The sequence below is a fragment of the Massilia sp. BAP21 genome (assembly GCF_057801335.1).
The window spans coordinates 3,273,460-3,292,997 of the sequence record NZ_CM173596.1 but is presented as its reverse complement, the minus strand read 5'-3'; the positions used below and the strand labels follow the sequence as shown (position 1 = coordinate 3,292,997).

Genomic DNA, 19,538 nt, shown 5'->3' with positions numbered 1-19,538 from the left:
AGGCCGCGTTGCGAATCGATCGCCGCGCGTGCCGTACTCCACGAGAAGGAAGGAATCACATGTTTGGATCGACCACCCGCAGCGGCGCCGGCGCATACGGCAGTATCGGCCTGGAAACCGGCGTCAATGCGGCCAGCCCGCACAAGTTGATCGTCATGCTCTTCGATGGTGTCCTGGCGGCCCTGGCCAAGGCCCTGCACGCGATGAACACGGGCGACGTGCCGGCCAAGTGCAAGTTCATTTCGCAAGGCATGCTCATCATCGATAACGGCCTGCGCGCCAGCCTGGACAAGGATGCCGGCGGAGAGATCGCCGCCAACCTCGACGCACTCTACGTCTACATGGGCGAGCGCCTGCTCGACGCCAACCTGCACAACCATGCCGCGCCGATCAGTGAGGTACAGGGTCTGCTGCGCGAACTCAAGGAAAGCTGGGAAGCGATCGATCCGCACGCCGCCAGGAGCGCCGGAGCGCACCGTTCCCCTGCCATCGCCGGAGCCTGAGCCATGATGAACAGCGATCACATCATCGAGCTGTTCGAAGAAGTGGGCATGCTCACCGGACAGATGCTGGCGGCCGCGCAAGAGGCCGACTGGGACCGCCTGACCGTACTCGAATCGAGCTGCGCCCGCCACATCGCGGTCTTGCGCGGCACGCCTGCGCCGCCCCTGCCGCCTGCCTGCCGCGGGCGCAAAATCGCCCTGATCCAGAAAATCCTGGCCGACGACCGCGCCATCCGCGATCTGGTCAGCCCCTGGATGGCGGAACTGTCCAGGCGGATCAGCAATACCGGTACCGAACGCAAACTGCAGCGCGCCTACGGCGGCGTGTGAGAAACCGGGACCGGGATGGATTGCCGGATCTGTCTCTTGCCTATATTATATTGAACTCAAGTAAGTATTGAATTAAGGCAATAGGCCGGAGCCTCCCTGCGAGCGTGTGAAAAAATGGTCAGGGCAAGACGCCGAGTCGAAGACAGTACGAGCGTACGGCGAGACGAGGCAACGCCGCCATGGCCATTTTTTCACACGTTCTGCGGCTCCCGCCTCCCGACTCCGCGCCGCTCCGGCAATCAGCAATTGGCAATGCAAGCATTCACCGACGTACAACCCGAACACTGGCAGGAATTCGCGCTCGCATCGCGCGCCGATATCCTGTCCGTACTGCGCCGCCTGGCCGAGCAGGAAAGACCGCTGCGGCTGTTCGACGCGACCGCCCCCGCGGCGCCGCTGGCGACCTTGCGCCTGCTCGAGGCCGATGACACCGCGCTGCTGCTCCAGGGCGCCCCGGACAAGGCCGCCGCGCTGCTGGCCCCCGACGAGGTGATCTGCGACACCACGCTCGATAACATCCGCATCCTGTTCGGCGCCGCCGGCCTGCACGAGGTGCGCGTCGACGGCGCGGCAGCCTTCCGCGCCGCCCTGCCGCAGAGCCTGATCCGCCTGCAGCGGCGCGCCTACTACCGCATGCCGGCGCCGTCGGCAAAGCCCTTGCATGCCCTCATTCCCCGGGCCGGCGGCAAACTGGCTGTGTTACTGCACGACATCAGTTGCGGCGGCATCGCGCTGCGCGACGACGCGCGTGCGCTTGGCAGCGCGATCGGACAGGTCTATCAGGATTGCGAGATCGCCTTGCCGGAGATCGGCACCGTCACCGCCTCGCTGCAGGTACGCAACTGCAGCGAGGCGCCCGACCAGGACCGTGCCACGCGCCGCCTGGGCTGCGAATTCCTCGACATGTCGCGCGCCGCCATGGCCGCCGTGCAGCGTTATATCCTGAACCTCGAACGCACCCGTAACGCCCGCCTGGCCGGCCTGGCCTGAAGCCCCGGCGGCGGCGCCATGGTGCCCGAAGGCCATCCGCGGTGGCCATTCTTGAGCGACTGGATTTCACAATTCACTGTGCATGAAATCGCGTTTCCCAGCCGTGCGCGCATTGCATCTTCATTCGTATTCTGGCGTAATGAAATCATCATAACGGACGCGCCCGCCCCGGTGAATTGTGACATATGCAAAGACCTCAGATCCCGGTAGACGAAGCAAAACGCCTGGCCGCACTGTATGCCACGGAACTCTACGGTTCTGAGCCGGAAGTGGCCTTCGACCGCATCACCCACCTGGCCAGCAAGCTGCTCGATATGCCGACCGCGCTCATCTCCCTGGTCGGCAGCGATACCCAATGGTTCAAGTCGCGCTGTGGCTTTGCCGGCCAGACGACCTCGCGCGATGTTTCCTTCTGCGGCCATGCGATCCTGAGCGACCAGGCCCTGGTGGTCGAGGACGCCTTGCTCGACGAACGCTTCGCCGACAACCCCCTCGTCGTGGGCAAGCCCCACATCCGCTTCTACGCCGGCGTACAACTGTATTCGGTCGAGCGTGCGAAACTCGGCACCCTGTGCGTGCTCGACACCCGTCCGCGCACCCTCGACGCCGGCCAGCTCGAAGAGCTGCATGCGCTGGCGCGCATGGCGGAGGAACTGATCTACCACCGCCAGCTTGCCCGCGCCGCCCAGGAATTGCACGAACAGTTGCTGCACAACGCCGCCCTGGCGCCGGTACCGGTCGCGGCCGGGCAGGTGAAGTACCTGCTGACGCATGACGCCCTGACCGGCCTGGCCAACCGCCAGGCCCTGCTGCGCACCATCGGTGACAGCATCCCGGCATGGGAAGGGGAGCAGGCCGGCGGCGTCGTGGCCTGCCTCAACCTGGACCGCTTCAAGCGGGTCAACGAAGTGCTGGGCCACGCCGTGGGCGATGCGACCCTGGTGGCGGTGACACGTACCCTGCAGGCGCACCTGCGTGAAGGCGACATGCTGGCGCGCTCGGGCAACGACGAGTTTGTCATGCTGCTCAACGATCCCGGCGGCGAAACGCGCCTGCTGGCGCGCCTCGACGGATTGATGCAGGCAGTAAGCAGCCATGCCTTTGCGGCCGGCGCCGATATCTCCATCACCTGCAGCGTCGGTGTCGCCTGCTACCCGCGCGACGGCGCCGAGCCCGACGCCCTGTTCAACAATGCGGTCACGGCCATGCGTCATGCCAAATCCCAGGGCGGAGGACGGATCGTCCGCTTCGAGCCCGCCCAGCGGCGCGAACTGGGACGCCGCCTGACCCTGGAAGGCCAGCTGCGGCGCGCGCTCGAACGCGCTGAACTGTTCCTGCAGTACCAGCCCAAGATGGCGCTCGACAGCGGCGCCCTGGCCGGCTTCGAAGTGCTGCTGCGCTGGCGCCATCCCGAGCACGGCGTCGTGTCGCCGGCGGAGTTCGTGCCGATCGCCGAGGAAACCGGCCTGATCGCGCCGATCGGCGAATGGATCGTCAGGACCGCGGTGGCGCAGCTGGCGGCCTGGCGCAGCGCCGGCGTGCCGACGGCGCCGCTGGCGGTGAATTTGTCGGCACGCCAGTTCATGCAAAGCGACATCGTCGGCATCGTCAGCGAACAGCTGGCCGCAGCCGGGCTCTCGCCTGAACTGCTCGAACTCGAACTGACCGAGAGCGTGTCGATGGCCGACCCGGGCCACAGCATGGTCATCATGCACAAGCTCAAGTCGCTCGGCGTGGCGCTCAGCATCGATGACTTCGGCACCGGCTATTCGAGCTTCAGCTACCTGCGCCGCCTGCCCATCGACAAACTGAAAATCGACAAGTCCTTTGTCGACGATATCGAGCACAGCAGCGACTCGCGCACCATTGTCCAGGCGATCACGGCCATGGCGCACAGCCTGAACCTGGGCGTGATCGCCGAGGGCGTGGAAACCGAGGCCCAGGCCGCGGTGCTGCGCGAAGCGGGCTGCGACCAGGGGCAGGGATTCCTGTATGCACGTCCTCTGGAAGCGGACGCTGCCGCCGCTTTCATCCTTGCGCATCAAGCCAAGCGACGACATGCCACGCGCGATGCAGCACCGCCATCCGGCTCCCGGATGCCGTCCTACAGCCGAAACAATTGCTAACAACTTCCTGCAGTGCGCGCCCATGGCAGCGGCATATGATCGTGTCAACGATGCATAGTGCCTGCCAGCGCCTGTTGGCGGCAGGAAGGGAGAAGTTCATGATCCAGCGAAGAATCGACGAAGAAACCGCCCTGGCTGCCGAGTACGCCCTGTATCTGGTCGATATCCGCGGCGTCGATTTCGCTTTCCAGTATCTCGACAGCTGCAAAGTGCCGCGCGACATCCTCGCGCGCGCCCTGCAATCGCCCCTGCACCGCCGCCACCACGAACGGCGCAAGCAGGCGCGCCCCAACTGAAGCCGCCCTGCACGGCTGCGCCGGCCCGGTGCGCCCCGAACAAAACGGCATCCACGCTACTCAAGTCCCGTTAAATCCTGCCGTTAAGCAAGGAAACCACCGTCGCCGATGGATGGCAAGCGGCCTCTTGCGCCCTGCCTGCCGCGGCATCAACACCTGCGCGGCATTCCTGCGACGCGCATACAAACGACGTATTTGGAGAACCCGATGTTCGGATCAACGCAGCGTGGCGTGCACGCCTATGCGAAAGTAGGCCTGGAAACTTCAGTCATCGCCGCCTCTCCCCACCAGTTGATCGTCATGTTGTACGACGGCGCCCTGTCGGCGATCAGGAGCGCAGGCGTCCATATGGCAGCTGGCCGTGTCGCCGAAAAGGGTGCCGCCATCTCGAAGGCGCTGTCGATCATCGACAATGGCCTTCGCGCCAGCCTCGACAAGAAAGCCGGCGGTGACATCGCCGCCAACCTCGACGCGCTCTACGCCTACATGTCCGACCGCCTGCTCAGCGCCAACCTGCACAACAAGTCCGCGCTGCTCGACGAAGTACAGACCTTGCTGTCCGGCCTGCGCGAAAGCTGGACCCGGATCGGCGGACAGCCGGCGGCGGCCGACGCGCCGGCGCGTGCCGGAGGCGCCTGATGATGACGGGCCAGGAAGTGCTGTCCGAATATGCCGCCGTCGCCGCGCTTGGCGGGCGCATGCTTGCCGCCGCCGAAGCCGGCGACTGGGACCGCCTGGCTGAACTCGAACGCCAATGCGCGGCGCACATCGACACCCTCAGAGGTTGTGAAAAAAATGGCCAGGGCAAGGAGCTGGACCCGGCCGGGCGCCAGGCCAAGGCCGACTGCATCCGGCGCATCCTTGCCGATGACCAGCGCATCCGCGACCTGACCATGCCATGGCTTGCCCATTTGTCCGCCCTGCTCGGCAATGCCGGCGCCCAGCGCCGCCTGGCCGGCGCCTACGGCAGCGTCTGACACGGCGGCCGGCGCCATGACCGACGCAGCGGCAGGCTGAGCGATGGTGGAACGGATTTCGGGCCCGGGCGTCAGTGCGCCGCTGCCGGCGCAGCCGGTGGCGGCGCCCGAACGCACGGGCGATCCGCGTACCGAAGCCTTCCAGCGCTCGCTGGCGACCATGTTGGGCAGCAAGGTACCGGTCACGGTGCTGTCCCGCCTCGGCGACGGCAGCTTCATGGTGCGCGTGGCCGACACGGCGGTACGCATGGCGCTGCCGTCCGGCACCCAGCCCGGGGCCACACTGCCGATGAAAGTGCTGGCGGCCTCGCCCCAGCCGACCTTCCAGCTCGGCAATACCACCCTGCAAGCCAGCCCGCTGCTGCCCGGCGCCGGGGCCGCCTCCGCGGCCTCATTGGCGAGCGCGCTGGCAGGCGCCGGTGCCGCCGACCTGAGCCCGGGCGCACGCCTGCTGGCGCAGGTACTGCAGGGCGCGACGGGCCAGGGCACGGCCGTTGCCGGCACCACGCCACTGCTGCCGCCAGGGCCTCCGGACCCTGCCCAGCTTGCCGCCCGGCTGCAAGGCGCCATCTCGAAAAGCGGCCTGTTCTACGAATCGCACGTGGCCGAATGGAGCGAGGGCAAGCGCGCACTGGCCGAACTCATGACCGAGCCGCAAGCACACAAGCCGGCCGGTACCCCACCCACCGACCCGGCCCTGGCGCGTCTGATCGACATGCAGCTGGCCAGCCATGAACAAGGACAGGTCGCGTGGCAGGGTCAACTCGCTGCGGGCCAGCCATTCGAATGGAAGGTAGCGCGGGAAGCGGGCCAGGACGACGGCGGGCGCGACGCCGCGCAACAGGAAACAGCCTGGCACAGCGACCTGCGCCTGCGCTTTGCCGGACTCGGCGAAGTGCAGGCCCGCGTGAGCCTGCGCGGCGGCCAGGTTCGCATCGACCTGCAGGTAGACGACGGCGCGCTGGGTCCGCTGCGCGCGGGCGCAGCGCGCCTGGAAGACGCGCTGGCCGCGGCAGGCGGCGAGCTGGCCGTGCTGCACATCCGTACCAGGAGCGCCCCATGAAGGACAGGGTGCACGATGACGGCCAGGCCAAGCACGGCGGCAGCGACGGCGCGCGCCAGCAGCGCGCGGTCGCCCTGGCCTACACGGCCGGCGCCGGCGCACCAACCGTGGTGGCCAAGGGACGCGGACTGGTGGCCGGGCGCATCATCGAAAAGGCGCAGGAAGCCGGCCTGTTCATCCACGAATCGAAGGAACTGGTCGCGCTGCTGATGGACGTCGATCTCGACGGCCAGATTCCGCCCGCCCTGTACCGCGCAATTGCGGAACTGTTGGCATGGCTATATCATATTGAGACAGCGCAACAGCACGGTTGGCCGCTTTCCGCCCCGCCCGACAGCGCACTCTTCATCGACTCACCTGCAAGACCGGCGGAACAAGATGCAAGCAATACATGATGCGGACTCGGATGACTGGCGTGATTACGAAGTACGCTCGCGCAAGGAGATCATCGCGCTGCTGCGCCAGATCGGCGAAAAAAAGCAGTTGATACGGATGAAGATCAAGGGCGAGGCCGATGTCTGCGTTACCTCGGTGCTCGAGGTCGATGCAGAACGCGGCGCGCTCATCCTCGACCGGTCGATCGACCGCGAGCAGAACGAACGCATCCTGCGCGCCGGCCAGGTGATGTGCGAAACCTATCTCGACAAGATCCGCATCCTGTTTCGCGCTGCCGGCTTGCAGGAGCGCGCCTTCGCTGGCGCGGCGGCGCTGGCCGCCCAACTCCCGGAGGCATTGATCCGCCTGCAGCGGCGCGAGTTCTACCGCGTGGCCACGCCGGTGAGCAACCCGGTGCAGGTATTCATCCCCACGCCCCCGGAACTCGGCGGCGGCGATGCCAGCTTCCCGCTGAGCGACATCGGCGCCGGCGGCCTCGCCCTGCTCGACAACAAGATGATCCTGAATGCGATCGTAGGCCAGAGCTTCGACGGCTGCCGCATCGAGTTGCCCGACGCCGGTTTCGTGCACACCACTTTGCAGGTGCGCAATGCCATCGAACTCACCATGCTCAACAACAAGACCAGCCGCCGCGTCGGCTGCATGTTCACCGACATGCCGCGTACCGACATGGCGGCGCTGCAGCGTTACATCACCAGGCTCGAACGCGAACGCAATGCGCGCCTGGCGGGCCTGGCCTGAAACGCCGGCCACCTTCCCCCGCCGGCAGAATCACACCTGCATGTTCATGATTTCGTGATAGGCCGACACCAGCTTGTTGCGTACCTGTACCGTCGCCTGGAAAGCAATGCTTGATTTTTGCATGGCGATCATGGTGTCGGACAAGCTCACGCTGTCGTCGCCCAGCGCGAACTTCTGGCCCAGCTCTTCCGCATGTTTTTGCGAATTGCTCACCTGTTCCAGCGAATTCTTCAGCGCGTCGGAAAAGCTGACCTTCGAGGCGCCTTCGTTGGCGGCGACGCCCGCTGCCTTGCCGAGCCCGCCCATGCCTCCCAGGCCGCCCACCGCGCCAGCGCCCAGCGACGGCGCGGCCGGCTTGCTGGCCGCCGCCTTCAGCTGGTTCATCATGGACTCGATGCGGCTGCTGTCGATGCCGCCGATGCCGCCTATGCTCATGGGTTCTCCTCAGTCCGCATTATCGTGCCTGCCCGTGCATAAAATGCAAACAGGCAATTTCAGGCTGTCAGAATACCAGCGCGCGCGCAACAAATGGCGCCGATCAGGAGGGGAAAGCCCCTCTTGTTCCGGGGTTTGAATGTTGCTCTACGGCTTCATAATCTGCTCCTGATTTCTTTCCCCCTCACGGACAAGCACATGGCCGCCACGACTGCTGACGAACTGATCGACACCCCAGCCCAGCCGCAACCCTTCCATAAAACCCCCATGGGCAAGAAGGTGGTGGCCGGTGGTGGCGTGGCGGCCGTGCTGGCCGTCGTCGTCGCGCTCTGGATGTGGAGCCAGACTCCGGACTACCGCGTCCTGTACGCCAACTACAGCGACAAGGACGGCGGCGCCATCACCGCCTCGCTCGACCAGATGGGCGTCAAGTACAAGTTCTCGGAAGGCGGCAGCGCCATCCTGGTGCCGGCCGAGCAAGTGCCGGACCTGCGCCTGAAGCTGGCAGCGCAAGGCTTGCCGAAGGGTGGCAACGTCGGCTTCGAGCTGCTGGAAAACCAGAAACTGGGCGTGTCGCAGTTCGTCGAGCAGGTGAACTACCAGCGCTCGCTGGAAGGCGAGCTGGCCCGTTCGATCCAGTCGCTCGGTTCGGTGGCCGGCGCCCGTGTCCACCTGGCGCTGCCGAAGCCGTCCGTCTTTGTGCGCGACCAGCAAAAGCCGACCGCTTCGGTCCTGCTGAACCTGCAGTCGGGCCGCGCCCTCGACCCGGGCCAGGTCAGCGCCATCGTGCACCTGGTGGCATCGAGCATTCCTGAACTGACCATCGGCAACGTGACCGTGGTCGACCAGAACGGTAATTTGCTGTCGGAACAGCCCAAGGCCGGTGGACTGGGCAAGCAGCTCGACGCCAGCCAGTTGAAATACGTCGAGCAGGTGCAGCAGAACATCATCAAGCAGGTCGAATCGCTGATTTCGCCGATCGTCGGCAAGGGCAATGTGCGCGCCGAAGCGACCGCCGAAGTGGACTTCGCGCAGGTCGACACCGCCGCCGAGATGTACAAGCCGAACTCGCCGCCGGAACCGCAGGCGATCCGCAGCCAGCAGACCTCGGAACAGACCGGCCCGTCGAGCGGCAACGCCAACGGCATCCCGGGGGCGCTGTCGAACCAGCCGCCGGGCGTGGCGACCGCGCCGATTGAAGGGGGCGCTCCTGGTGCGCCGGGTGCAGCACCGGCGCAGAGCGGCCCGAGCCGCAAGGATGCGACCACCAACTACGAAGTGGACAAGACGATCCGCTACGAGCAGCGTCCGATGGGCGGCATCAAGCGCCTGACGGTGGGTGTGGTGGTGAATTACCGCCGTACCGTCGATCCGGCCACCGGCAAGGTCACCGTCAAGCCGCTGCCGGCTGCCGAAGTGGCGCAGATCAACGAGCTGGTGAAGCAGGCGATGGGTTACTCGCAAGCGCGCGGCGATACCCTGAACGTGGCGAATGCCCCGTTCGAAGGTGTCGACAAGCCGGACGAAGCCGGCCCGGACTGGTACAAGGACCCTTCCAACCTGCCGCTGGCAATGGAAGTGGGCAAGTACCTGCTGATTGCGGCAATCCTGGCTTTCCTGTACTTCCGCATCCTGCGTCCGCTGCTGCGGCCGGTGATGAACAAGTTCGACGAAGTGACCGCCGTGCCGGAAGACGAGAAGGAAAAGAGCGAAGACAGCGACGACGACGACGGCAGCAGCACCGTCGAGCTGGGCAGCGGCGGCAAGCCGGCCCTGGGTCCGGACGGGATGCCGCTGCCTCCGGAAGAAGAACCGCGGGAACGCAGCTATCGCGCCAACCTGGCGATGGCAAAAGAGATGGCGCGTAACGATCCGCGCATCGTGGCAAACGTGATCAAGGCATGGGTGGGGTCGGAACAATGAGCGACAAACAAGACGGTATCCAGAAAGCGGCCATTTTGATGCTGGCCATGGGCGAGGAAGAAGCGGCCGAGGTCATGAAGTTCCTCGGCCCGCGCGAAGTGCTGAAGCTGGGCGCGGCGATGGCCTCGATGAAGGCGGTCCAGCACGAGCAGGTGGTGAACGTGCTGGAAAGCTTCCGCGACGAAGCCGATGCCCACTCGACGGTCGGCCTCGACTCGGACGAGTACATCCGCGAAGTGCTGACCAAGGCCCTGGGCGACGACAAGGCGGCCGTGCTGCTGAACCGTATCCTGGGCGGCAAGGACGCCTCGGGCATCGAAAGCCTGAAGTGGATGGACGCGCAGTCGGTGTCGGAACTGATCCGCAACGAGCACCCGCAGATCATCGCCACCATCCTGGTCCACCTCGAGCGCGACCAGGCCTGCGAGATCCTGAGCCACTTCACCGACCGCCTGCGCAACGACGTGGTGCTGCGTATCGCCACCCTGGACGGCGTGCAGCCGGCGGCCCTGCGCGAGCTGAACGACGTGTTGACCAAGCTGCTGTCGGGTAACGAGCACATCAAGAAGTCGTCGCTGGGCGGCGTGCGCACGGCGGCCGAGATCCTGAACTTCATGGCCGGCGAGCAGGAAAGCGCGGTGATGGAAAACATCAAGAACTACGACAACGACATGGCGCAGAAGATCATGGACGAGATGTTCGTGTTCGACAACATCATCGACATCGACGACCGCGGCATCCAGCTGCTGCTGCGCGAAGTGCAGTCGGACATGCTGATCATCGCCCTGAAAGGCGCCTCGCAGGACCTGCGCGAAAAGATCTTCAGGAACATGAGCCAGCGCGCCAGCGAAATGATGCGCGAAGACCTGGAGTCGAAGGGTCCGGTGCGGCTGTCGGAAGTGGAAGCCCAGCAGAAGCAGATCCTGCAGATCGTGCGCCGCCTGGCGGACGAAGGCCAGATCGTGCTGGGCGGCAAGGGCGAGGACTCCTTCGTCTAATCGGCTAAACTGCGACGATGAACAAAGACACGCAAGGCGCCTTCAAGCGCTGGGAAATGAACTCCTTCGGCGACCAGCGCCCGAGCACGCTGGCAGCCCGCATCGCGGCCGAGGAGCGGGAAAAGGCAACTGCCGCCGCGGCGGCAGCGGCACGAGCGCCAGCCCAAGGCGTTGCCGCCGCGGCGGCAGTCCCTCAACTTCAGTTGCCAACCGCCGCCGAGCTCGAAGCGCTGCGCGAAGCGGCGCGCGCCGAGGGTCATGCCGAAGGGCTGGAAGAAGGCCGCGCCGCCGGCTACGCGGCCGGTCACGCCGAGGCGCTGGAACAGGGCCGCCTGGAAGCGTCGGCCGACATCGAGAGCCTGCGCGCGGTGGCGTCCAGCTTCTCCACGGCGCTGGCGCAGGCCGACGACAGCATCGCCTCCGACGTGCTCGACCTGGCCCTGCACCTGGCGCGCTCGATGGTGCGCACCGCTTTCGAAGTGCGCCCGGAAATCATCATCCCGATCGTGCGCGAAGCCATCGAATACCTGCCGGTGCTGCAGCAGCCTGCCGTGCTGGCCGTGCATCCGGACGACATCGAGATCGTGCGCGCCGGCCTGGGCGACGAGATCGACAAGGGCGGCTGGCGCCTGGTCGCCGATCCGCAGGTGGCGCGCGGCGGCTGCAAGGTCGATACCGCCAGCAACCAGATCGATGCCACGGCCCAGGCGCGCTGGACCCGCCTGTCGCATGCGCTGGGCAAGAACGTGGAGTGGCTGGGCTGATGACGACGGCCACGCTTGATCGCCACACGGCGCGCTGGAAATCGTATTTGTCCGATTGCGACGCCCTGCTCGGCTTTGTCGAGCCGATGCAGGTGTCGGGCCGCGTCACGCGCGTGGCCGGCCTGGTGATGGAGTGCGTGGGCCTGCGCCTGGCTGTCGGTAGCGCCTGCACCATCCCGCTGTCGAGCGGCACGAAGATCGAGGCCGAAGTGGTCGGCTTCGAGGGCGACCGTTTGTTCCTGATGCCGCAAAGCGATGTCGAAGGCGTGGTGCCGGGTTCGCGCGTGTTTCCGGTGGAAACGCCGGTGCCGCGTCCGGGCACGGTGGCCCACCCGCGGCGCCGCCCGAGCGACCGCGCGCGCCACCTGCCGGTCGGCATCGAACTGCTGGGCCGCGTGGTCGACGGCGCCGGCCGCCCGCTCGACGGCAAGGGGCCGCTCGGCACCAACGACATGGCGCCGATCAATGCCCGCCCCGTGAACCCGCTCGACCGTGCGCCGATCAAGGACACCCTGGACGTGGGCGTGCGCGCCATCAATTCCATGCTGACCGTGGGCCGCGGCCAGCGCCTGGGCCTGTTCGCCGGTACCGGTGTCGGTAAATCGGTCTTGCTGGGCATGATTGCGCGCTATACCACGGCGGAAATCATCGTGGTCGGCCTGATCGGCGAGCGGGGCCGCGAAGTAAAAGAATTCATCGAGCAGATCCTGGGGCCGGAAGGCCTGGCGCGCTCGGCGGTGGTGGCGGCTCCGGCCGACAGCCCGCCGCTGATGCGCCTGCAGGGCGCGGCCTATGCCACGGCGATTGCCGAGCACTTCCGCGACAAGGGCAAGAGCGTGCTCCTGATCATGGATTCGCTGACGCGTTATGCGATGGCCCAGCGCGAGATCGCCCTGGCGATCGGCGAGCCGCCGGCCACCAAGGGCTATCCGCCCTCGGTGTTCGCCAAGCTGCCGGTGCTGGTGGAACGTGCCGGCAACGGCCTGGAGGGCGGCGGCTCGATCACCGCCTTCTATACCGTGCTGTCCGAGGGCGACGACCAGCAGGACCCGATCGCCGATGCGGCGCGCGGTATTCTCGACGGCCACATCGTGCTGAACCGCCACCTGGCCGAAGCCGGCCACTACCCGGCCATCGACATCGAACAATCGATCAGCCGCGCCATGCACGGCATTACCACGCACGAGCACCAATTGGCGGCGCGCAAACTGAAACAGTTGTATTCGCGCTACCAGCGCTCGCGCGACTTGATCAGCGTGGGCGCGTATGCACCGGGCAGCGATCCGGTGCTGGACCAGGCGATTGCGCTGAACGAAAAGATCGAGGAATTCCTGTGCCAGGAAATCTTCGAAAACACCGGCCTGGACCAGAGCTTGGGGCAATTAACCTCTCTGTTCAGCTGATCGGCATGGTTGCTGCGTGGATATACTAATCCATTATGGCAAATACCTCCGCCCTTGAAACCCTGATCGAACTGGCCCAGCGCGAGTCCGACGACGCGGCCAAGCGTCTCGGCGCCGCGCTGAAGGCGGTCGAAGAAGCCGAGCAGAAGTACCAGATGCTGCTCGGCTACCGCGACGATTACGCGAACCGCTTGGACCAGCAGCAGATGGCAGGCATCACGCCCTTCGCCTACCAGAACTTTGTCGCCTTTGTCGGCAAGCTCGACAACGCGATCAATGGCCAGGCCGAAGTCGTGAAACACGCGAAGTACAAGGGCGACCAGGAAAAGAAAGCCTGGCAGGAAAGCGAGCGCAAGCGACTGTCCTACCGCACGCTGAACGAGCGTGCGCTGGCTGAAGCCCAGAAGATCGCCGACAAGCGCGACCAGAAAATGATGGATGACCACGCTGCGCGTACCGTCCGCAACCAACGTTGAACGAATCATGACGATGCACACCACTTCCCTTGCGTTCCAGGCCAATGGCGCGAACGGCCTGAACGGCTTGAATGCTCAACCGCAGAACATGCGCGGCAATGCCGTGCTGAACACCGACGGGGTGAACTTCGGCGCCACGCTGACGCGTCAGATCGAGCAGCGCCAGCTGGAGCAGCGCCAGGCGCAGGTGCAAGCCCAACCGGCTCCGCAGATGCAGCCGCAGCCGGCCCAGCCGCAAGCTGTGGCGAAACCGCAGGCGCAAGCCGGCAAGCCAGCCGCCAACGAAGCCAGGGCGCCGGCACGCGAAGCCGCGAAAGAACCGGCCAGGGACAGCGCCAAGGCAGACGGCGCCAACAAGGTTGATGCCGCCCAGGCCAGCACCGACACCAAGGCCGCTACCGACAGCGGCGAAGGTGAGGAAGGGGCGCAGGGCGACAGCAAGGCGGCCGATTCGGTCACCGACATGCTCGCCATGCTGGCCAGCCTGGGCCAGCCGCAGGCGGCGGCGAAAGCCACGCCGGCGTTCGATACCGGCGCCGCCGGCGGCGCCAGTTCCGGCCTGAAGGGCAAGCTGGGCTTCGAAGGCGAGCCTGCCATCAAGCTCGACACCAATGCCCTGGCGGCAGCGGCCGACGGCCAGGACAAGGCGGCACAGGGCATCGACCTGCGCGCCATGGAGCTGGGCAAGGCCGGCGAGCAGGCGGACGCCGGCCAGTTCGCCGCCAGGCTGCACGACAGCACGGCCGCCCTGAAGGAAACGGCCGCGCCGGAAACCTTTACCAACCTGGTGGCACAGACGAACGCCCTGCAAAACGCCCAGGCCGCGGGCGCCGTGCCGACCGACCGCCTGAGCGCGCGCGTGGGCACGCCCGCCTGGGATAACCAGGTCGGCCAGAAAGTGATCTGGATGGTGGGCGGCGAAGAGCAGAGCGCGACGCTGGAACTGAACCCGCCGGACCTGGGCCCGGTGCAGGTGGTGCTGAACGTGTCGAACGACATGGCCAGCGTGACCTTCTCGTCGCAACAGCTCGAGGTGCGCCAGGCCCTGGAAAACTCCCTGCCGCGCTTGCGCGAGATGATGAGCGAGAGCGGGATCGCGCTGGGGAATGCGAGCGTGAATTCGGGGAATAATGGTAACGAGCAGCAGGGCCAACAAGGCTCCGGGCGCTCGGGTAACGGCGGCGGTGCTGGCGGCGGCGATAGCGCCGTGGCCGAAGTGACGCCTCGCCAGCGCACCAGCATCCTCGGTGGCGCCGGGGCCGTCGACACCTTCGCCTGATCGAACAGCGGCCGCTTGCGCGGCCGTTTTTTTGCGGCTGTAGGGTGGACGGCTTGCCGTCCACGCGTCGATCGTGATCGCTATCGGCCCCGCGTGCGATGATCTTGCCGTTAACTATCGACGCGTGGACGGCGGAGCCGTCCACCCTACGCCTTTCCGCATCGGCCGATGGCGGATGACAAACCCCGAGATAGCCCACCTTCCCCTTTCTTTTCAAGGCTTGCCGCTGCGCACTTTTTCTCGATAATGCCATAATTACGCAACCCATTTGGCACGAGGCATCTTGAAAGCGAATCCGAAAACGAAGGCCGACCCGAACGCAGACGCGGCAGCACCAGCCGGTCGGTCGAAGACGAAGCTCATGATCATCGCGATCGCGGGCGTGCTCCTGTTGGGCGGCGGCGCCGGCGCGGGCTGGTTTTTCCTGCACGGCAGCGGCGATGCCGAGGCCCACGAAGAAGCGCCGAAGAAAAAGAAGAAGGCCAAGGAAGCCCAGAAGGCCGAGTACATTCCGGTGGAACAGTTCGTGGTGAACCTGCAGCCCGAGAACGGCGACCAGTATTTGCAGGTTCAGTTTACCCTGCAGGTGAATAGCCCGGAACAAAGCGCCCTGATCAAGGAAAACATGGCCAAGGTGCGCAGCCGCGTGCTGTTGCTGTTGTCGGGCAAGAAGGCGTCCGAGATCAGCACCGTCGAAGGCAAGCAGCAGCTGGCGTCCGAGATCAAGGCCGTGGTACAAGTGCCGTTCGAAGAAGAAGGCGACGAACAGGAAGTCTCCGACGTGTTGTTCACCTCGTTCATCATCCAGTAAAGAAACATCATGGCCGATAATTTCCTCTCACAGGAAGAAGTCGATGCCCTCCTCAAGGGGGTCAACGGCGATCAGGACGACATCTCCGCGCCTGAAGACACCTCGGGAGTCCGCACCTACAACCTGGCGACCCAGGAGCGGATCGTGCGCGGCCGCATGCCGACACTCGAGATCATCAACGAGCGTTTCGCGCGGCTGCTGCGCATCGGCCTGTTCAACTTCCTGCGCCGCAGCGCCGAGGTCTCGGTGGGCTCGGTGCGGGTGTCGAAGTACAGCGAATTCATCCGCAACCTGGTGGTGCCGACCAACCTGAACCTGATCCACATGAAGCCCTTGCGCGGCACCGCGCTGATGGTCTTCGATCCGGGCCTGGTATTCCTGCTGGTGGACAACCTGTTCGGCGGCGACGGCCGCTTCCACACCCGCGTGGAAGGCCGCGACTTTACCCAGACCGAGCAGCGCATCATCCTGCGCATCCTGGACATCGTGTTCGAGGCCTACGGCAAGTCGTGGGAACCGGTCTACCCGATCGAATTCGAGTACATCCGCTCGGAGATGAACACCCAGTTCGCCAACATCGCGACCCCGAACGAAGTCGTGGTATCGTCCACCTTCACCATCGAGCTCGGGCCGGTATCGGGCCAGATCCACTTCTGCATGCCCTACTCGATGATCGAGCCGATCCGCGATGCGCTGACGTCGAGCCTGCAGGGCGAGGCGCTCGAAGTGGACAAACGCTGGATCCGCCTGATGACGCAGCAGATCCAGATCGCCGAGGTCGAACTGGTGGCCGAACTCGGCCATGGCAAGGCGAATTTCGACGACATCCTCAACATGAAGATCGGCGACGTCATTCCGATCTCCGTTCCCGACACCATCCAGGCCACCGTCGACGGCGTGCCCGTGATGGAATGCACGTACGGCGTCGCGAATGGGCAATATGCACTGAAAGTCGAGAAATTGCTGGCAAATACCGACAGCTTCAATCAGGAGAAACACCATGTCTGACAACCAGGACGATCAACACCTCGACGACGACTGGGGTGCCGCGATAGCCGAGCAGGCCGCTGCCGAAGCCGCCGCATTGCAGAAGCAGCAGGCCGCCACGGCCGCCGTGTTCCAGGACTTCGGTACCCGGAGTCCGCGTCCGGAAACGCCGAATGACATCGACTTCATCCTCGACATTCCGGTGCAACTCACCGTCGAACTGGGCCGCACGAAAATCGCGATCAAGAACCTGCTGCAACTGGCCCAGGGTTCGGTCGTCGAGCTCGACGGCCTGGCCGGCGAACCGATGGACGTGCTGGTGAACGGCTGCCTGATCGCCCAGGGCGAGGTCGTGGTCGTGAACGACAAGTTCGGCATCCGCCTGACTGATATCATCACGCCATCGGAACGGATCAGAAAATTGAATAAATGATGCCCACGCTTGCCCTCGCCCGCATGACCGGACATGGATGTCCGCAATTGTCCCTGTTGCGCGGGTGCGGGGCGAGCGCGATGCTGGCGGCGGCCTGCTGGCTGCCGCTGGCGGCCTCGGCGCAGGCGCCGGCGGCCACCGCATCGGCAAGGCCTGCTGCACAAGCGCCGGCCGCCTCATCGGCCACTGCGCCGGCCAGCGCGCCGGCTTCCTCCGACGCCCAGGTCGATATCGTGCCGCCGGAACGCGCCACCACCGTCGGCGAAGTGCCGACCACGGCGCAGAACCCGGTGAACGACCCGCCCGCCACCGTCGTCCCCGCGGCCCCGGCCGCCATCCCCGGCACCCCGGCACGGCCCGCGACGATTCCCCAGCCCGCCCACGTTCCCTCCACCGGCATGCTGATGCAGACCATCTTCGCCCTGCTGCTGGTGCTGGGCCTGCTGGCGGCGCTGGCCTGGGCGGCCAAGCGCTGGGGGCCCAGGCTCACCGGCAATTCCGCCAACCTGCGCCTGGTCGGGGCGCTGAACATCGGCGGACGCGAACGCATCATGGTGGTGGAAGTGGGCAACCAGTGGATCGTGGTCGGCGCCTCGCCGGGGCGCGTGAACGCGCTCGCCACGATGCCGCGGCAGGAGGCTGGCGTACAATCGGGCGCCACCCTGGCCGCCGATACATTGCCGGTCACGAATTTTTCCGACTGGCTCAAAAAGACGATCGACAAACGCAATGCGACATAAGACATTCCTGCTGGTCGCCGGCCTGGCCGCCCTGCTGCCGCTGGCGGCGCTGGCCCAGCCGGGCATTCCCGCCCTGACCACCAGCCCCGCCCCGGGCGGCGGCACCGAGTACTCGCTGCCGGTGCAGACGCTGCTCCTGATGACGGCGTTTACCTTCCTGCCGGCCGCGCTGCTGATGATGACGAGTTTTACCCGCATCATCATCGTGCTGTCGCTACTGCGCCAGGCGATCGGCACCCAGACCGCGCCGCCGAACCAGGTGATGGTCGGCCTGGCCCTGTTCCTGACCCTGTTCGTGATGGGGCCGACCTTCGACAAGATCTATACCGAGGCCTATGTGCCGCTGCAGGAAAACCGCATCCAGATGACGGAGGCGATGAACCGCGGCGCCGCGCCCCTGAAGGACTTCATGCTGAAGCAGACGCGCCAGTCGGACCTCGCCATGTTCGCCAAGATCTCGCGCACGCCGGCCCTGCAGGGCCCGGAAGACGTGCCGCTGCGCGTCCTGATCCCGGCCTTCGTCACGAGCGAGCTGAAGACGGCCTTCCAGATCGGCTTCGCCATCTTCATCCCCTTCCTCATCATCGACATGGTGGTGGCCTCGGTGCTGATGGCGATGGGCATGATGATGATGTCGCCGGCCGTGATTTCGCTGCCGTTCAAGATGATGCTGTTCGTGCTGGTCGACGGCTGGCAACTGCTGCTGGGCTCGCTGTCCCAGAGTTTCAACTAGGAAGGCGGCGATGACTCCGGAATCCGTCATGACCCTCGGCAAGCAGGCCATGGAAATCACCCTGCTGGTGTCGGCGCCGCTGCTGCTGGTGGCGCTGATCATCGGCCTCGTCGTGAGCATCTTCCAGGCCGCGACTCAGATCAACGAAGCGACCCTTTCCTTCATTCCGAAACTGGTCGGCGTGTTCATCGCCCTGGTGGTGGCGGGGCCGTGGATGCTGTCGGTCATGCTCGACTACATGCGCCAGGTCTTCACCGGGATTCCCGGCATGGTCGGCTAGGTTCGCGTTCGATGCTGACCCTGACATCGGGCGAGATCAATGCCTGGATCGCGGGCCTGCTGTGGCCCCTGACGCGCATCCTCGGGCTGGTCGCCTCCGCCCCGGTGTTCGGCCATACCAGCGTGCCGGTGTCGGCAAAGGTGGTGCTCGGGGTGCTGCTTGCGCTGGTGATCGCACCCACGGTGCCGGCCCTGCCCGCCCTCGATCCGATGTCGTACGCCGGCCTGCTGATCCTGGTGCAGGAGCTGCTGATCGGGCTGGCGATGGGCTTTTCCATGCGCCTGGTCTTCGCCGCGTTCGAGTATGCGGGGGAACTGGCCAGTTCCACCATGGGTCTCGGTTTCGCTTCCTTCTTCGACCCCTCCACCCATGGCCGCTCGGCGGCGATCAGCCAGTTCATGTCGATGGTCGCGACCATGGCTTTCCTCGCCGTGAACGCGCACCTGGTGCTGCTGGCGGCCCTGTCCGAAAGCTTTGCCAGCCTGCCGATCTCGGCCACGCCCCTGTCGCTGGCGGCACCGCTGGAACTGGTGCGCCTGGGCTCGCGCATCTTTTCGGCAGGGCTGCAGTTGGCGCTACCGATCATCGCCGCGATCCTGATTGTCAACGTCGCGCTCGGCATCCTGACCCGGGCGGCGCCGCAGCTGAACATTTTCGGGATCGGCTTCCCGGTTACGCTCGGGGTCGGGCTCCTGACCCTGAGCCTGAGCCTGCCCTACCTGGGTACGCCGATCGTCAACCTGTTCAACGAGGGAATCGAGGCTGGGCGGCGGCTCGCGCGGACCGCCGCCGACCGCCCCCCGGGGCCTGCGCCGGCAACCGGGCCGCGGGCGCTGCCTTAGCCGTCGAGCCCA

24 protein-coding genes are annotated in these 19,538 nt (G+C 65.7%); 23 read left to right on the top strand and 1 reads right to left on the bottom strand.

Annotation, left to right across the window (positions count from 1 at the left end; translation table 11 throughout):
• Positions 1–59 precede the first annotated feature (59 nt).
• The 10 genes from fliS (ACWYRN_RS14500) (at position 60) to ACWYRN_RS14455 (ending at position 7,422) form a co-directional block, all read left to right on the top strand.
• Positions 60–503, top strand: a complete 444-nt coding sequence (gene fliS / locus ACWYRN_RS14500; protein ID WP_305823516.1) for a flagellar export chaperone FliS — start codon at positions 60–62, stop codon at positions 501–503.
• A gap of 3 nt (positions 504–506) precedes the next feature.
• On the top strand, positions 507–833 hold the full coding sequence (locus ACWYRN_RS14495; protein WP_488688299.1) for a flagellar protein FliT: 327 nt from the start codon (positions 507–509) through the stop codon (positions 831–833).
• Positions 834–1,085: 252 nt separating this feature from the next.
• Positions 1,086–1,823, top strand: coding sequence for a flagellar brake protein (locus ACWYRN_RS14490; RefSeq protein ID WP_488688298.1), 738 nt, complete (start codon positions 1,086–1,088; stop codon positions 1,821–1,823).
• A gap of 185 nt (positions 1,824–2,008) precedes the next feature.
• The gene (locus tag ACWYRN_RS14485; RefSeq protein ID WP_488688296.1) at positions 2,009–3,949 is read left to right on the top strand and encodes a putative bifunctional diguanylate cyclase/phosphodiesterase; all 1,941 of its coding nucleotides are present in this window, start codon (positions 2,009–2,011) and stop codon (positions 3,947–3,949) included.
• Between the two features lie 98 nt (positions 3,950–4,047).
• Entirely contained in the window at positions 4,048–4,245 is a 198-nt protein-coding gene (locus ACWYRN_RS14480; protein WP_305823520.1) for a hypothetical protein, read from the top strand.
• A 207-nt stretch (positions 4,246–4,452) separates the two neighbouring features.
• On the top strand, positions 4,453–4,884 hold the full coding sequence (gene fliS / locus ACWYRN_RS14475; protein ID WP_305823521.1) for a flagellar export chaperone FliS: 432 nt from the start codon (positions 4,453–4,455) through the stop codon (positions 4,882–4,884).
• The gene (locus ACWYRN_RS14470; protein WP_488688294.1) at positions 4,884–5,222 is read left to right on the top strand and encodes a flagellar protein FliT; all 339 of its coding nucleotides are present in this window, start codon (positions 4,884–4,886) and stop codon (positions 5,220–5,222) included. The genes fliS (ACWYRN_RS14475) and ACWYRN_RS14470 overlap by 1 nt, the downstream gene beginning before the upstream one ends.
• A gap of 46 nt (positions 5,223–5,268) precedes the next feature.
• A complete protein-coding gene (locus ACWYRN_RS14465) occupies positions 5,269–6,285 on the top strand; it encodes a flagellar hook-length control protein FliK (protein WP_488688292.1) in 1,017 nt (338 codons plus the stop codon).
• The gene (locus ACWYRN_RS14460) at positions 6,282–6,680 is read left to right on the top strand and encodes an EscU/YscU/HrcU family type III secretion system export apparatus switch protein (protein ID WP_488688291.1); all 399 of its coding nucleotides are present in this window, start codon (positions 6,282–6,284) and stop codon (positions 6,678–6,680) included. The genes ACWYRN_RS14465 and ACWYRN_RS14460 overlap by 4 nt, the downstream gene beginning before the upstream one ends.
• On the top strand, positions 6,664–7,422 hold the full coding sequence (locus ACWYRN_RS14455) for a flagellar brake protein (RefSeq protein WP_488688289.1): 759 nt from the start codon (positions 6,664–6,666) through the stop codon (positions 7,420–7,422). The genes ACWYRN_RS14460 and ACWYRN_RS14455 overlap by 17 nt, the downstream gene beginning before the upstream one ends.
• A gap of 30 nt (positions 7,423–7,452) precedes the next feature.
• Here the strand turns inward: ACWYRN_RS14455 and fliE are convergent, their stop codons facing one another.
• On the bottom strand, positions 7,453–7,857 hold the full coding sequence (gene fliE, locus ACWYRN_RS14450) for a flagellar hook-basal body complex protein FliE (protein ID WP_488688287.1): 405 nt from the start codon (positions 7,855–7,857) through the stop codon (positions 7,453–7,455).
• 198 nt (positions 7,858–8,055) lie between these two features.
• Here fliE and fliF point away from each other — a divergent pair, with 198 nt between their 5' ends.
• The 13 genes from fliF to fliR all read left to right on the top strand — a co-directional run bounded on the left by fliF (position 8,056) and on the right by fliR (position 19,526).
• Positions 8,056–9,780, top strand: a complete 1,725-nt coding sequence (fliF, locus tag ACWYRN_RS14445) for a flagellar basal-body MS-ring/collar protein FliF (RefSeq protein WP_488688285.1) — start codon at positions 8,056–8,058, stop codon at positions 9,778–9,780.
• Positions 9,777–10,778 carry a flagellar motor switch protein FliG gene (fliG, locus tag ACWYRN_RS14440; RefSeq protein WP_305823528.1) on the top strand — a complete coding sequence of 334 codons (1,002 nt, stop codon included), beginning with the start codon at positions 9,777–9,779 and terminating at the stop codon, positions 10,776–10,778. The genes fliF and fliG overlap by 4 nt, the downstream gene beginning before the upstream one ends.
• Positions 10,779–10,795: 17 nt before the next feature.
• Positions 10,796–11,542, top strand: a complete 747-nt coding sequence (gene fliH, locus ACWYRN_RS14435) for a flagellar assembly protein FliH (protein WP_488688282.1) — start codon at positions 10,796–10,798, stop codon at positions 11,540–11,542.
• Positions 11,542–12,945, top strand: a complete 1,404-nt coding sequence (gene fliI / locus ACWYRN_RS14430; protein ID WP_370663700.1) for a flagellar protein export ATPase FliI — start codon at positions 11,542–11,544, stop codon at positions 12,943–12,945. Before fliH ends, fliI begins: the two co-directional genes overlap by 1 nt.
• A 35-nt stretch (positions 12,946–12,980) precedes the next feature.
• Positions 12,981–13,421: a flagellar export protein FliJ gene (gene fliJ / locus ACWYRN_RS14425; protein ID WP_305823530.1), complete on the top strand. Its 441-nt coding sequence runs from the start codon at positions 12,981–12,983 to the stop codon at positions 13,419–13,421.
• Positions 13,422–13,428: 7 nt separating this feature from the next.
• The gene (locus tag ACWYRN_RS14420; protein WP_488688280.1) at positions 13,429–14,700 is read left to right on the top strand and encodes a flagellar hook-length control protein FliK; all 1,272 of its coding nucleotides are present in this window, start codon (positions 13,429–13,431) and stop codon (positions 14,698–14,700) included.
• Between the two features lie 361 nt (positions 14,701–15,061).
• On the top strand, positions 15,062–15,511 hold the full coding sequence (gene fliL / locus ACWYRN_RS14415) for a flagellar basal body-associated protein FliL (protein WP_488688278.1): 450 nt from the start codon (positions 15,062–15,064) through the stop codon (positions 15,509–15,511).
• Positions 15,512–15,520: 9 nt separating this feature from the next.
• Positions 15,521–16,519 carry a flagellar motor switch protein FliM gene (gene fliM, locus ACWYRN_RS14410; protein ID WP_305823533.1) on the top strand — a complete coding sequence of 333 codons (999 nt, stop codon included), beginning with the start codon at positions 15,521–15,523 and terminating at the stop codon, positions 16,517–16,519.
• Positions 16,512–16,931: a flagellar motor switch protein FliN gene (gene fliN / locus ACWYRN_RS14405; protein WP_488688276.1), complete on the top strand. Its 420-nt coding sequence runs from the start codon at positions 16,512–16,514 to the stop codon at positions 16,929–16,931. The genes fliM and fliN overlap by 8 nt, the downstream gene beginning before the upstream one ends.
• The gene (gene fliO / locus ACWYRN_RS14400) at positions 16,928–17,671 is read left to right on the top strand and encodes a flagellar biosynthetic protein FliO (RefSeq protein ID WP_488688275.1); all 744 of its coding nucleotides are present in this window, start codon (positions 16,928–16,930) and stop codon (positions 17,669–17,671) included. The genes fliN and fliO overlap by 4 nt, the downstream gene beginning before the upstream one ends.
• Positions 17,661–18,404 (top strand): flagellar type III secretion system pore protein FliP, encoded by a 744-nt coding sequence (gene fliP / locus ACWYRN_RS14395; protein WP_305823536.1) that lies wholly within the window; start codon positions 17,661–17,663, stop codon positions 18,402–18,404. Before fliO ends, fliP begins: the two co-directional genes overlap by 11 nt.
• Positions 18,405–18,414: 10 nt before the next feature.
• Complete coding sequence (gene fliQ / locus ACWYRN_RS14390) at positions 18,415–18,684, top strand: flagellar biosynthesis protein FliQ (protein ID WP_488688274.1); 270 nt, start codon at positions 18,415–18,417, stop codon at positions 18,682–18,684.
• Positions 18,685–18,695: 11 nt separating this feature from the next.
• Positions 18,696–19,526 (top strand): flagellar biosynthetic protein FliR, encoded by an 831-nt coding sequence (gene fliR, locus ACWYRN_RS14385; RefSeq protein ID WP_488688272.1) that lies wholly within the window; start codon positions 18,696–18,698, stop codon positions 19,524–19,526.
• Positions 19,527–19,538 lie beyond the last annotated feature (12 nt).